Here is a 13,295-nt window from a genome sequence, read left to right on the forward strand (position 1 = left end):
GGGAGGCGGTTGCCTCCGTTTCAGTGGATGTCGCGCGACACGGGATCGGTCAGGCTGAAGGACATGAAGCGGGCCTCGAAGCCGGCCCGCTTCGGCGAACAGGCGGTCGGGCCGACCTGAACCTCGTCAAACTGCGGTGGGAAATAGGCCAGGCGCGCCATGTGCCAGGGGCCGGTACCGTCCAGCCGGTATTGCACGAACAGTGCATCGCCAAGCCGGCTCACGCGCACATGCATCACCTCGAAATCGCTCGCCAGCGCCATCGCCGACCAGTCCGACTGGCCATTGGTCACCACCGTGCTGAAATGGCGAAGGCCGTCGGTATATTCGATGCCGCATTTCATCCAGTGGTGCTCGTCGTAGCGTATCATCAGTCCGGCCTGGTCGTAGAGCGTCTGATAGTCGCCAGTGAAGCTGATTTCGGCTGTGAAATCGCCGCTGCGCGGGCAGCTGAGAAAATGCCCGTTGTCGTGGTGGAAGCCGTAATAGGTGCCCTGCCAGAAATCGGTGCCGTCGGCGGTGCGCAGGACGAGGCCCGACGGTCCCATTTCGGAGTGCGGCGGCGGGTTCAGCCAGGTCATGTTTTTGATGTCGAACGCCATGGCTTTCTCCTCCTCTGGGCAGTGGTCGCTTAGACCGGGATGCGGATCGTGGCGCGCAGGCCGCCGAGCGGACTGTCGGCCAGCATGACATTGCCGCCATGGCTGCGGGCGATATCGCGGGCGATGGCGAGGCCGAGGCCGGTGCCCGAGGCATCGAGATTGCGCGCCTCGTCGAGCCGGAAGAACGGCTTGAAGACGTCGTCTCGAAATTCGCGGGCGATGCCCGGTCCGTCGTCGTCAAAGACCACCGTCAGCCATTTGGCGCTCTGGCGGGCATCGATCTCCAGCCGATTGGCATAGCGCATGGCGTTGGAGGCGAGATTGCCGACCAGGCGGGCAAAGGCATTGGGGCGAACGGAAATTTCCTCTTCTCCCTGAATCCCATAGGTCAGGGACTTGCCATGCAGGGCGAAGTCGTTCTGAAGCTTGTCGAACAGGGCGCGCAGGTCGAGCGTGCCGAGATCCTCTTCGGCCTCGCCGCGGGCAAAGGCCATGTAGCCTTCCAGCATGGTCTGCATGTCCTCGACATCCTGGCCGAGCGCGTCGAGTTCGGGATTGTCGCCGGCCAGCGCCAGTTGCAGCTTGAAGCGGGTCAGGATGGTGCGCAGGTCGTGGCTGACGCCGGTCAGCATGGCGGTGCGCTGCTCCATCTGCCGCTCGATGCGCTCGCGCATCAGGATGAAGGCGAGACCGGCCCGGCGCACTTCGTCGGCGCCTCTCGGGCTGAAATCCTCCGGCGGCTTCTGCCCCTTGCCAAAGCTTTCGGCGGCGCGGGCCAGCGACAGGATCGGCCGGATCTGGCCGCGCAGGAACAGCGTCGAGATGATGATCAGCACCAAGGCGGTGCCGACCATCCACAACAGGAAGATATGGGTGTTGGAGGCGTAGGCCTGGTTGCGGTTGGCAAAGATCCGCAGGACCTTGCCGTCGAGCTTGATGCGGATCTCGATGAGCTTGGAATCGCCGACGGTGTCGATCCAGAACGGCCGGCGGATCTGGCTGGTGATCTGGTCGCTGAGGATCTGGTCGAGAATGGAGAAGAACGGTTTCGGCCGCGGGGCCGGCAGTTCGCCATTGGTCTCCACGGACACGGCCAGGTTAAGCCTCTGGCGGGCGATCCGCACCATGATGGCATTGTCCTCGGCCGAGGGATAGGTTTCGATCAGGTCGATGACGGCGGCGATATCGCGGGTGACGGCGGAGGACAGCCGCTGCGTCACCATCTGCCAGTGGCGCTCCATGAACAGGAAGGCGAGCACGGTCTGCAGGATCAGCATCGGCAGGATGATGATCAGCAGGGAGCGGGCGTAGAGCCCGGTCGGCAATTGCCGCCTGAGCCAACGGGACATCCAGCGCAAGCCGAATTGCGGCGGGCGGTCTGGATCTCGCCTCAGGGAATCAAAGATGGCCATCCTGCTTTGGATCTCTTTTCATGTTCGCGCCACCGGCGGTCAGTCCATGCTGAGCCGGTAGCCGATACCCCTGACGGTCTGCAGCCAGACCGGATTGGCCGGGTCGTCCTCGATCTTGCGGCGCAGGCGGTTGATCTGCACGTCGATGGTCCGCTCGCCGACTTCGGCATCGCCGCCGACCAGTTCGTGGCGCGGAATGGTGTCGCCGGCCCGCATGGCAAAGAGCAGCATGATGTCCTGCTCGCGGTCGGTCAAGCGGATCACCTCGGACGCCTTCTTCAATTCCTTGCGCAGGATCGAGAAGGTGTAGGGACCGAACATCACCTGCTCGATCTTCGGCGTTTCCGGCGCGGCATTGCGCCTGAGGATATTGTTGATGCGCAGCACCAGTTCGCGCGGATCGAAGGGCTTTGCGAGATAATCGTCGGCGCCGGCCTCGAGGCCGGCAATGCGGGCGTCGGCCTCGGCGCGGGCCGTCAGCATGATGATCGGCGCCTGCTTCTCGCGGGCCAGCGACTGGGCAAGCGACAGGCCGCTCTCGCCGGGCATCATCACATCGAGAACCAGCAGGTCGAAGCTCAGGCCTTCGAGCCGGCGCCTTGCCTCGCGGGCATCGGCGGCCACGGTGACGCGGTAGCCCTGCTCGGAGAGATAGCGGTTCAGGAGATCGCGGATGCGGGTGTCGTCATCGACCACCAGCAGATGGGGGGCATCGTCGGGAAGGTGAAGCTTTTTCATCGTCTCAATCCGTTTCGCTGTCCGATGGATCCGGCCTGGCACTGCCGCCGGCCATGGCCTGCAGGAAAAGCTTCACGCCTTCGCGCATTTCGGGCTTCAGCGTCTCAAAGGCCTGGGCGATGCGCAGCGATTGTGGCTCCGAGAGGGCCAGCGCCAGTTCGCGCCCGGCAAGGGTCGGATAGAGGCGGCGCTGGCGGCGGTCCGCCGGACCGGTCATCTGGCGGATATAGCCCGAATCGATCAGTTCCTTCAGCACCCGCGCCAGGCTCTGCTTGGTGATGCGCAGGATATTGAGAAGGTCGGCCACGGTCATGCCGGGACGGCGGCTGACGAAATAGACGACGCGGTGATGGGCGCGGCCATAGCCGATCTTGGCGAGAATTGCGTCCGGATCCGAAATGAAGTCGCGATAGGCGAAAAAGAACAATTCGATGGTTTCGAAATCGATCGTCTTGTCGTCAATGACAGGCATTTCCGGCAATAGCTTCTTGGCAACCCTTGCCATCGACTGTGTCGGCACGATTATGCTTCCTTTTCGCTCAAGCGGTCCGCGGATTTTCGACTGGGGACCGATCGAAATCCGCCTGTCGCTGCCGCCTGGAATTGCCATTTCGGCATGCAGAGAGCAGTGCCGTCAATTTTTTGGCAAAACTAAGCTCAGTTTCAAAAAAACACCAATGAAAAGAGTGATCATGCACGGCGAGATGGTGTTGCAAGGCTGCATCACCCATCGGCCGAATGCAGGATTTGCGGTTGTGCAAATGAAACCAATTTTCCGCAAGAATCTTAAGGCAGAAGCAAGACCGATGGTGTAATCGACTGTCACTCTCATTGAAGGAAGACCATTCATGGCACAGGCTCAACCGGACCATAGCGAAGCCTCCGTTCAGGCATTGCTCAAGCCTGTGGTCGTGACCGTACTGGCGGCGAAGCTCGCGGTCGCCTGCATCCTGATCGCCAATGTGGCGCTGCCCGGCTATGCCGCGGCCGATACGGAAATTCTGTCCGTAAAATGAACCGTCGGGTGGCATAAGGTCATTCTTCGACTATATGCTCACCCATCGTTCGTTCATTTAGGGCAGAGGACTTCATGGGCCAGCTTCAGGCCGGGATCATCCCGGTGACGCTTTTTCAGCAGAATTGCACCATTCTCTTCGACACGGAGACGAAGGAGGGCGTGGTCGTCGATCCGGGCGGCGATGTCGAGGCGATCGTCGAGGCCGTAAAGCAGAACGGCATCATGCTGAAAGAGATCTGGCTGACGCACGGTCATCTCGACCATGCCGGCGGCGCGGCGGAACTGAAAGAAAAGCTTGGCCTCGACATTGTCGGCCCGCACGAGGACGACCTGCCGCTTCTGCAGCGCATCGAGACGCAGGCCGAGAAATTCGGGGTGCCGCCCGGCACCATGCGCAATGTCGTGCCGGACCGGTGGCTTGCCGATGGTGACCGCGTGTCGTTCGGCGATCATGTCTTCGAGGTCTATCATTGTCCGGGCCATGCGCCGGGCCATGTGATCTTCTTCAACCGGCAGCAGAAATTCGCCCATCTCGGCGACGTGCTGTTTAACGGATCGATCGGCCGCACCGATCTGCCGGGCGGCGATCATGCCACGCTTCTGGCCTCGATCCGCGACAAAGTGCTGCCGCTGGGCGACGAGGTCGGCTTCATCTGCGGCCATGGTCCAGGCAGCCGCATCGGCGATGAACGGCGCAGCAATCCCTATCTCGTCGGTCTTTGAGCATCTCTGCGTCCCGAAGCGGGAGCGTTTTCGGGTGACAGGCGGGCATAAAAAAACCCGGCAAACTTGCCGGGCCGCAACGCGAATGTCTGAGCTTGCAGTCTCAAAGAGAGGTCAAGGCTCAGCCATCGACCTGCAGATTGACGGCCTTCGGCCCTTTGCCGCGGCGGTCCGGTTCCGTATCGAAGCTTACTTTCTGGTTTTCAGTCAGTCCGTTCAGCCCGGACGCCTGAACGGCAGAGATATGCACGAAGATGTCGGCTCCGCCATTGTCCGGCTTGATGAAGCCAAAGCCCTTGTCGGTATTGAAGAATTTTACAGTGCCAGTTTCGGCCATGCGTCAGGTCCCTTTTGTCTCTGTCCGGTGTCGACGGACAGCATTGCAATAAATCCCTCAACGGGTGTGCGACAGGCATTTCTCGAAATGTGAGGAAAGGGGCCTTGCTACCGCAACCAGCGACTGGGTTTCGACCAAAAGGACGATTCATCTGCTGGTGCCCGGAACTTCTGCGTCTCCGGCGCGCATGAAATTATAAGCTCTTCCCGTGCTCGCAAATTGCCCGAACACGCCAAGATTGCTTCGTTTATTCGGAATAGGCAAGCAAAAGTTTTTTAACAAAGTCCCGCAAATGCAGCACATGTCGGGCTTGACGGCCCCTCATGTGGCCGGTTTTTCAAAGCGAACCTCGCCCTGGCGCTGAAAAGTGCATCGCCTACGATGCTATTTGCGAATTTCCGATGGCTTTGCCGTGGAATTTTCGCAGAAAATGCAAAATTTCATCAGGCCTAAAAATCAGGCGTTTTTTACCCTTCGCCGGGTCACTTCCGGCACCAGTTCGACCAGGAGCATGGCTGAAAACAGCGTGGCGCAGCCGATATAGCCGATCGTCGGCAGGGTCTCGCCAAGCAGCCAGGCGCCGAAGAGGGCGCCGAACAGGGCTTCGGACGAGAGGAAGATCGCCGCCTGCGGCGAGGTGGTGTAGCGCTGGCCGACGACCTGCAGCACGAAGGCGACGCCGGAGGAGAGCAGGCCGGCATAGAGGATCTGCGGCAGCGCGGCGGAGATGCCCACCGCGTCGAAAGGCTCGACGGCCGCGCCGGCCGCCGTCGCGCCGATGACGCAGACGGCAAACTGCATGGCCGAGAGCGCCATGGGGCGACCGCTCAAACGCACCATCAGTCCGGTCAGGATGATCTGGCCGGCGATGAATAGCGCACAGAGAATGATCAGCAGGTCGCCGCCATTCAGCGCCGACAGAGATCCGCCGCTCAAGAAAAAGATGCCGACCAGCGACAGCAGGGCCGCCGGCCAGATGACCCAATGGGGCGATCGTTTGAGGACCAGGACCGAGATGACCGGGACGAGGACGACATAGAGGCCGGTGAGGAAGCTGGCATTGGTGACGGTGGTGGTCTGGATGCCGATCTGCTGGGCGGTCTGGCCGGCCAGCAGGCAGAGGCCGGCCAATGTAAACCCGATCCATTCCCGCATCGACAGTGTGACAGTGGCGCGTCTTGCCTCGTGCCAGACGAAGGGCAGGATGGCGCATAAGGCCAGGCCGAAGCGCAGGGCGTTGAACCAATTCGGCCCGATATGGGCCATGGCCTGGGACTGGGCGACAAAGCCGCCGCCCCAGATGGCGGCTGCGAGAAGCAGGGCCAGATTGGCCTGGATGCGGGTCATGAAGGCTGCAACTCACCGGTTCGGCAGGGGGTTAAGACCGGTGAGCGTTAGCAGGCAGACCGGTTGCCGACAAGGGCGGTGCGGCAGCGCGCAGTTCGCCCCTTATCCGTCGCGCCCGTCGCCGATCACGTCGATGGCGCGCGGGTGATCCTGAGCAGGGCGCCGTCCTCTTCGTCGGTGACCAGCAGCACGGAACCGTCGGGTGCGACCTTGACGTCGCGGATCCGTCCGTAATCCTTGCCGAGCAGCCGTTCCTCGCTGATAACGGCGCCACTGTCGTCGCGCTCCATGCGGGCCAGCAGCTGGTATTTCAGCGCGGCGACGAGGAAGCTGCCATCCCATTCGGGGAACATGGCGCCGCGATAGACATCGATGGCGCCGGGCGCGATGGACGGATCCCAGTAATAGATCGGCTGCTGGTAGCCATCGGCTGCCTGCCCGATGCCGATTTCCGCGCCGGTATAGTGCTTGCCATAGGAGATGACCGGCCAGCCGTAGTTCTCGCCGGCTTTCGGGGCATTGATCTCGTCGCCGCCGCGGGCGCCGTGCTCGACGGTATAGAGCGTGCCATCGGCCGGATCGATGGTGATGCCCTGCGGATTGCGATGGCCGATCGACCAGATCTCCGGCAGGGCGCCTTTCTCGGCCAGGATATTGCCATCGGCCGGTGTGCCGTCGGGTTTGACATGCATGATCGAGCCGGCGTGATCCTGGATATCCTGGGCGCGATCCTCCTTGCCGCGGTCGCCGATGCCGAAGAACAGGCTGCCGTCCTTTGCGATGGCGATGCGCGAGCCGAAATGCTGGGTGGTGCCGGTAAAGCGGTTCATGGCGAAGATCTGCTGGACGGAGGTGAGCGCTGAATCATTCTGATCGAGGACCGCCTGGAAGAGGGCCGTGCCCTGGCCGCCATCGCCTTTGACCGAAGCAGTGAAGAACAACTGGCGGCTGGTGGCGAAATCGGGCGACAGGGCAATGTCAAGCAGGCCGCCCTGGCCGCCGACGAAGAGCTCCGGCAGGCCCTCAAGCGGCGCGCCGAGCTTGCCGTCGCGGATGATGCGCAGGCGGCCCGGCCGTTCCGAGACGATATAGGCCCCATCCGGCAGCACTTCGACAGACCAGGGGTTTTCGAGACCGTCGGCGATCTTCTCGATATCGAGCTCGACCTTCTGGGTCGGCACGCGGTCGCCGGCCTGCGCGTATCCTACGGCCAGCATCGAGCCGGCCAGCAGGGCTGCGGCGAGGGTTGAAAGCGCGCGGGCGGGGGTGTTTGCATCGGTCATCGGTCTTGCCTCCGTCGGGATCATCTCCCCGCTATTTGGGGAGGTGCAAGGCTTTGACAAGGATTTTGCCGGTCGCGATTTCGTGATCGCGGGGGCGCCGGCTATTCACGGGGTCTGTGCGAAGAGGGGGGCGATGATCGATCGGCCTTGAGGATGACCCGGCTAAAGCGCTGCCAAGGCCTTGATGTAGAGGCCGTTGCCGATCAGCGCGATCCCGGCGAGTGCCATGGCCGCCAGCGCTGCGGCAATCCACTTTTGAGTCGGGCTCAGGCGCTGCCATGCCCTTTTGCGGCGGCTGGGTTGATCAGGAGACACGGCGCTTGCCCTGCGCCTGCAGCATGTCCTTGATGCTGCGCCGCCAGAAGGCCATGCAGGCAGAGGCCATGGCGACGAAGGACAGCAAAAGCAGGCCCATGATGATACGGCGGTCGGCAGGGAGCACTGTTTGCGGCGGCGTGACGAGAAAAGCAGTCTCGGTCGGGATACGGCCCGCATCCGGCGCCGGGGCCGTTATCGGCACGGCGGTTACCTCGTTCGTGACACGGTGCGGCGCGGCCTGGGGTGGTGCGGCATGGGCGGGAATCATCAGCCCGAGAAACATAAAAAGACAGGCCAGCAGCGCTGCCGCCGTCATCCGGGCCTGCCAGAGTGGGAGCCGGAAGCGCAGAGTGCCTTCCTCTTCATCACCCAGAAACATGGCAGATCCCCTCGATCCTTGTTGAACGCTGCCCTATTTGAAGCCCTGCAAATGGACGGGACGGGGGAGAAATTGCGGCGAACCACGGCAATCATTACGGCGATCTCGTGATTTGCGGGAAAAAGCGCGCAATCGCCTGATCTACAAGGGCAAGCGCCGGTCCGACCCTCCCGACACATTTGGTTTCAGCGGCGAACGAGATGTCATTTGACATGCGGATTCATCCCGCCGTCTGGGGCCGCCGGCGGCCATTGTCGCAAAACATCGTGACCGAGACAGGTTTAAGCTTGAAAGCGAGGGGCGAATTCGCCATAGAGCTTGAACCTGGAGCCTTGGCGCTGTCGAGGCATCCGCCCGATCAACAGCTCAGGACACTGACCATGGCATTCCTCGCCGACGCTCTTTCCCGTGTAAAGCCTTCCGCCACCATCGCCGTCTCGCAGAAAGCCCGTGAACTGAAAGCCAGTGGGCGCGATGTGATCGGTCTGGGCGCCGGCGAGCCGGACTTCGATACGCCAGACAATATCAAGGCGGCAGCGATCGATGCGATCAATCGCGGCGAGACCAAATACACGCCGGTCTCGGGCATTCCGGAACTGCGCAAGGCGATTGCCGAGAAGTTCAAGCGCGAAAACGGTCTCGACTACAAGCCGGAGCAGACGATCGTCGGCACCGGCGGAAAGCAGATTCTTTTCAACGCCTTCATGGCGACGATGAATCCGGGCGATGAAGTGATCATCCCGACGCCCTACTGGGTGTCCTATCCGGAAATGGTGGCTCTGTGCGGCGGCACGCCGGTGTTCGTGGCGACCACCCAGGACAACAATTTCAAGCTGACGGCGGAAGACCTCGAAAAGGCGATCACCCCGAAGACCAAGTGGTTCCTGTTCAACTCGCCGTCCAACCCGTCGGGTGCCGCCTACAGCTTCGACGAGCTGAAGGCGCTGACCGATGTGCTGGTCAAGCATCCCCATGTCTGGGTGCTGACCGACGACATGTACGAGCACCTGACCTATGGCGACTTCAAGTTCGTCACCCCGGTCGAAGTGGAGCCGACGCTCTACGATCGCACGCTGACCATGAACGGCGTGTCGAAGGCCTATGCCATGACCGGCTGGCGCATCGGCTATGCTGCCGGTCCGCTGACGTTGATCAAGGCGATGGACATGATCCAGGGCCAGCAGACCTCGGGCGCCTGCTCGGTGGCCCAGTGGGCCGCCGTCGAGGCGCTGAACGGCACGCAGGACTTCATCCCGGTCAACAAGAAGATCTTCGAAGGTCGCCGCGATCTGGTCGTCTCGATGCTGAACCAGGCCAAGGGCATCGTATGCCCGTCGCCGGAGGGTGCGTTCTACGTCTATCCGTCCTGCGCCGGACTGATGGGCAAGACGGCGCCGAGCGGCAAGGTCATGGAGACGGACGAGGATTTCGTGTCCGAGCTGCTGGAATCGGAAGGCGTTGCCGTCGTGCACGGCTCGGCCTTCGGCCTCGGCCCGAACTTCCGCATCTCCTATGCGACCTCGGAAGAGCAGCTGGAAGAAGCCTGCAAGCGCATCCAGCGCTTCTGCGCCGCCTGCAAGTAAGAGGATTTCCGTTTGACGGGCCTTCTTTCTTGAGGAAGCCCCTCATCCGCCTGCCGGCACCTTCTCCCCGTGAACGGGGAGACGGACATATGCCGCACCGTTTCCGTCCTCTCGCACGAGGAGTGGGGCACGTCCCCTCTCCCCGCCTGCGGGGAGAGGGCTAGGGTGGGGGGCAGAGTCCTCGGCACATACCAAGCGTAAAAAGAGCGGGCCGGATGAGGGATCATCCGGCCCGATCTGCGTTTGCGGTTGTTTGGTCCTCAGGAGCTCGCTCAGGCCTTCTTCGGTTCGGCGGGGCCGGTGGGCCAGAAGGTCTCGCGCTCGCGGTAGAGGGCCGGCAGGGCGAGCAGGGCGACGCAGGAGATGGCGATGGCCGTCTTGGTCAGCTCGGAAAAATCCGGGCTGATGCCGTCGATATAGCGCACCAGGAAGACGATGATGACGTGCCAGACATAGACATGCAGCGAATGGCGGCCGAGCAGCTGCAGGAAGCTGAGGCTGAATACGCCGGTCAGCACAGACGCCGCCTTCTGCACATAGGGGTGATGGTGGCGCGGGCCGGCAATCAAGAGCCAGGCGACGCCGGCGGCAAGGGCTGCAAAGTTCAGCAGATAGACCGGGCCGAAATCGGCGCGGATTTCCATGGTGCCGAACTTTTCCAGAATGAAGCCGGGCATCAGGTCATGGGCCGTGGCGATGCGCAGCGGCAGGAAGAACAGCAAAATGGCGGCGGCAACCTTGGGGATCAGGGTCTTTTCCGGGCTGAAGATGCGGCTCCATTCGATCTTCTTCATGGCGGTCAGCGAGCCGGCGACGAGACCTGAGAAGAAGACGATCTGCCAGCCGAGCAGGTTGAAGCTGGCGCGGATGCCTTCCTGGTCCGGCGCGCCGAGCATACCGTCGATCGGGTAGGTGATCAGGCGCTGCAGGCCGAGCTGGCCGGCCATCCAGATGACCAGCGAACCGATCGCCACCCAGGTCCAGCGACCGGTGATGCACAGCCAGATCAGCGCCGGGGCAAAGATCATGTAGATGATGTATTGCGGCAGGATATCCATGAAGGTCGGCTGGTAGAAGAATGTCGCAATTGATGTGAGGCGCCAGGGGTCGTTGAGCGCAATCACGCCGAGCCAATCCTGCCAGATGGCGGTGGCGCCGGGCAGCAGCAGGCGGGCGGCCAGGACGAACAGCACGATGCCCATGGCGTAGCGATAAAGCTCGATGGCGCGCGCCCAGATCTTGTCGCGCCCGGCCTCATAACCGCTCTTCAGCATCTTGCGGGCATAGACCATGCCGACCAGCAGACCGGACATGAAGACGAAGCCCTGAGCGTCCTCGACAAAGGTCAGCTGGCGGTGATTGATCTCCACAAGCCAGTATCCGCCGGCAAAAATGAGGTGGTTTAACAGCATGAAGACGAGGAAGTAACCACGCATCCCGTCGAGAACATCTAATCGTTTCATCGTCTCGGCTCCCGAGTTGGCCCGACCCCCAGGCGGGTCGTTTCTTCACTCGCATCGTGTTGACAATGCGGCGCTCTCGGTGTCGCGAAGACGGAGGTCGCAGGTTTTCAACGCGTTTTTTCCGGAAAGGTTCCCGAAAAAATCGACGTGAAACTGGATCGGCATGCGGGTGGCGCGGGGTTCAGAGGCCGAGGAAGGACAGCATGATGAAGGTCGCAAACAGGATGAAATGGGTCATGCCCTCGATGGCATTGGTCTCGCCATCGTTGAGGTTGATGGCCGCGACGATCAGGGTGATGAAGACCATCACGGTCTGCACCGGGGTCATCGCCATGATGAAGGGCTGGCCGGTATAAAGGGCGATCGCCTCCATGACCGGCACCGTCAGGATGACCGTGGAAAGCGAGGCGCCCATGGCGATGTTGATGGTGGCCTGCATGCGATTGGCAAGGGCGGCGCGCAGCGCAGTGAGGATTTCGGGGCCGGCCGAAATGCCGGCGACCAGAATGGCGGTGAGGGCCACCGGCGCCCCGGATCCTTCAAGGCCGGTGTTGAGGAAGATCGACATCATTTCCGCCAGGATGCCGATCAGCAGCACGCCGAACAGGATGACGGCGATCGAGGCGCCGGCCGAATCCTCGGTGGCCTGATCGGCATGGCCGCCGGCCTTTGACGCCGTGTCGCGCCGCGGGTAGCTGTAGCTGAAAAAATAACTGTGGGTTCCGACCTGCTTGCGCAGGAACAGGGCGTAAAGCGCGATCATCGCAAAAATGGTGAAGGCGGAATAGAACTGCCATTTCGCCTGAGGGATGAATTCCGGCACGATCATCGAAATTCCCATGGCGGTCAGGATCATCACGCCATAGGTCTTGCCGCTATCGTCATTATAGGGCTGCTCGCCGTGCTTCAGGCCGCCGAGCAGAGCGGCGAGGCCGAGGATGCCGTTGATGTCGAGCATGACCGCCGAATAGATCGTATCGCGCACCAGGGTCGGCGAGCCCTCGTTGCTCATCATGATGGCCAGGATCAGCACCTCGACCGCGACGGCCGAAAGCGTCAGGATCATCGTGCCATAGGGCTCGCCGACCTTGTGGGCCAGCACTTCGGCATGATGGGCGACGCGCAACGACACCAGCAGGATGCCGCCGATCAGCACGACGGCGGCAATCACCGACACGAGCTTGCCCTCAGCCAGGATGTCATGCTCGCTCCAGAAGCCGATGGCGGCCAGCAGCAAAGGCATAAGGAGGACACGTTCCTGTTTCAGGATGGACATGGCGGGTCTTTCGATGGCGGGTTAGGATTTTTGGCGAAGCTGCCGGCGTGCGGGGCCTGTCCCCCCAACCTAAAGCGATCCGCTGCGGCATCAAGGCCGGGGGCCTCGATTTTCAGTTCCGGACGGATGATGAGATATTGCTGCTTCGAGAGGAGTGGACGCATATGCCATCGAGGAGACCATCATGACGAAAATGACCTATGAGATCGTGCCCCATGACGGCGGCTGGGCCTATCGGGCGGACGGAGTGTATTCCGAGACCTTCTCCAGTCATGCCGAGGCGCTTGAGGCGGCCCGGATCGTCGTGAACGAGCAGCAGGTCGGCGACGAGCCCGTGCAGATCAGCTACCAGGACGAGAAGGGCAAGTGGCACGCCGAATATAGCGACGGCGGCGACCGGCCCGAAGTCGAGATCGTCGACCGCTACGACGGGTCGGGCAACGCCACGGTTTGAGAGGTCGAGTCTCTTCAAGGGGATAGCGCCTTCGCTCATCTCCCGGGACAGCGGTTGATCCGCTGCGTCAACAGCTTCATGTTCTGAATCAAGTTTGTTTCGCCGCTTGATACACGACCGTTCAGAGTCTGCCGTTTACCCCCCTTGCATCATTGATCCGCGCCTTGATGGTATTGTTTGGGCGTGATCCCTCGGAGGTGGCCACCTCCGAGGGATCTGGCGGGCGGGACCGTTTCCCCTTGGCTTGAACCGAGGCAGAGCTTGGTCCGTCCGTCTTCACGTTTGTCCTGAACAGATGATGGGGAGCAAGTCCCGCATGCAAGGCAAGGTTTCGTTCGAACAAGACGCGACGTCCGCAGTTT

16 protein-coding genes are annotated in these 13,295 nt (G+C 61.9%); 5 read left to right on the plus strand and 11 right to left on the minus strand.

Features of this window, described 5'->3' with window-relative positions:
- Positions 1-20 precede the first annotated feature (20 nt).
- The 4 genes from HGO38_RS29060 to HGO38_RS29075 are packed head-to-tail and all read right to left on the minus strand — an operon-like array spanning position 21 to position 3,272.
- Entirely contained in the window at positions 21-602 is a 582-nt protein-coding gene (locus HGO38_RS29060) for a DUF1349 domain-containing protein (protein WP_250959275.1), read from the minus strand.
- A 29-nt stretch (positions 603-631) separates the two neighbouring features.
- Positions 632-2,014 carry an ATP-binding protein gene (locus HGO38_RS29065; RefSeq protein ID WP_250959276.1) on the minus strand — a complete coding sequence of 461 codons (1,383 nt, stop codon included), beginning with the start codon at positions 2,012-2,014 and terminating at the stop codon, positions 632-634.
- Positions 2,015-2,053: 39 nt separating this feature from the next.
- On the minus strand, positions 2,054-2,752 hold the full coding sequence (locus HGO38_RS29070) for a response regulator (RefSeq protein WP_250959277.1): 699 nt from the start codon (positions 2,750-2,752) through the stop codon (positions 2,054-2,056).
- Positions 2,753-2,756: 4 nt separating this feature from the next.
- Complete coding sequence (locus HGO38_RS29075; RefSeq protein ID WP_502941659.1) at positions 2,757-3,272, minus strand: MarR family winged helix-turn-helix transcriptional regulator; 516 nt, start codon at positions 3,270-3,272, stop codon at positions 2,757-2,759.
- Here HGO38_RS29075 and HGO38_RS29080 point away from each other — a divergent pair.
- The 3 genes from HGO38_RS29080 to HGO38_RS29090 all read left to right on the plus strand — a co-directional run bounded on the left by HGO38_RS29080 (position 3,241) and on the right by HGO38_RS29090 (position 4,493).
- A complete protein-coding gene (locus HGO38_RS29080; protein WP_250959278.1) occupies positions 3,241-3,567 on the plus strand; it encodes a hypothetical protein in 327 nt (108 codons plus the stop codon). The two genes, HGO38_RS29075 and HGO38_RS29080, sit on opposite strands and share 32 nt — an antisense overlap.
- 33 nt (positions 3,568-3,600) lie before the next feature.
- A complete protein-coding gene (locus HGO38_RS29085) occupies positions 3,601-3,768 on the plus strand; it encodes a hypothetical protein (protein ID WP_250959279.1) in 168 nt (55 codons plus the stop codon).
- 74 nt (positions 3,769-3,842) lie between these two features.
- Positions 3,843-4,493 (plus strand): MBL fold metallo-hydrolase, encoded by a 651-nt coding sequence (locus HGO38_RS29090; protein WP_250959280.1) that lies wholly within the window; start codon positions 3,843-3,845, stop codon positions 4,491-4,493.
- A gap of 121 nt (positions 4,494-4,614) precedes the next feature.
- On the opposite strand, the gene HGO38_RS29095 is transcribed toward HGO38_RS29090, so the two are convergent.
- From HGO38_RS29095 to HGO38_RS29115, 5 genes are all read right to left on the minus strand, one after another.
- Entirely contained in the window at positions 4,615-4,830 is a 216-nt protein-coding gene (locus HGO38_RS29095; protein ID WP_168474828.1) for a cold-shock protein, read from the minus strand.
- Positions 4,831-5,286: 456 nt separating this feature from the next.
- Positions 5,287-6,177 carry a DMT family transporter gene (locus HGO38_RS29100; RefSeq protein WP_250959281.1) on the minus strand — a complete coding sequence of 297 codons (891 nt, stop codon included), beginning with the start codon at positions 6,175-6,177 and terminating at the stop codon, positions 5,287-5,289.
- A 125-nt stretch (positions 6,178-6,302) separates the two neighbouring features.
- Positions 6,303-7,460 (minus strand): PQQ-dependent sugar dehydrogenase, encoded by a 1,158-nt coding sequence (locus tag HGO38_RS29105; RefSeq protein ID WP_502941661.1) that lies wholly within the window; start codon positions 7,458-7,460, stop codon positions 6,303-6,305.
- Positions 7,461-7,622: 162 nt separating this feature from the next.
- Positions 7,623-7,775 carry a hypothetical protein gene (locus HGO38_RS29110; protein WP_250959282.1) on the minus strand — a complete coding sequence of 51 codons (153 nt, stop codon included), beginning with the start codon at positions 7,773-7,775 and terminating at the stop codon, positions 7,623-7,625.
- On the minus strand, positions 7,765-8,157 hold the full coding sequence (locus HGO38_RS29115) for a hypothetical protein (protein ID WP_250959283.1): 393 nt from the start codon (positions 8,155-8,157) through the stop codon (positions 7,765-7,767). The genes HGO38_RS29110 and HGO38_RS29115 overlap by 11 nt, the downstream gene beginning before the upstream one ends.
- A gap of 380 nt (positions 8,158-8,537) precedes the next feature.
- On the opposite strand from HGO38_RS29115, the gene HGO38_RS29120 reads away from it, so the two are divergent.
- Positions 8,538-9,740: a pyridoxal phosphate-dependent aminotransferase gene (locus tag HGO38_RS29120; RefSeq protein ID WP_250959284.1), complete on the plus strand. Its 1,203-nt coding sequence runs from the start codon at positions 8,538-8,540 to the stop codon at positions 9,738-9,740.
- Positions 9,741-10,012: 272 nt separating this feature from the next.
- Here the strand turns inward: HGO38_RS29120 and HGO38_RS29125 are convergent, their stop codons facing one another.
- Positions 10,013-11,203: an OpgC family protein gene (locus HGO38_RS29125; RefSeq protein WP_250959285.1), complete on the minus strand. Its 1,191-nt coding sequence runs from the start codon at positions 11,201-11,203 to the stop codon at positions 10,013-10,015.
- Between the two features lie 181 nt (positions 11,204-11,384).
- Positions 11,385-12,479, minus strand: a complete 1,095-nt coding sequence (locus HGO38_RS29130; RefSeq protein ID WP_250959286.1) for a calcium:cation antiporter — start codon at positions 12,477-12,479, stop codon at positions 11,385-11,387.
- A 184-nt stretch (positions 12,480-12,663) separates the two neighbouring features.
- Between HGO38_RS29130 and HGO38_RS29135 the strand changes: the two genes are divergently transcribed.
- Entirely contained in the window at positions 12,664-12,933 is a 270-nt protein-coding gene (locus HGO38_RS29135; protein WP_250959287.1) for a DUF2188 domain-containing protein, read from the plus strand.
- Positions 12,934-13,295: the final 362 nt, after the last annotated feature.

It is taken from the genome of Rhizobium sp. CG5, assembly GCF_023701945.1.
Taxonomy (GTDB): domain Bacteria; phylum Pseudomonadota; class Alphaproteobacteria; order Rhizobiales; family Rhizobiaceae; genus Allorhizobium.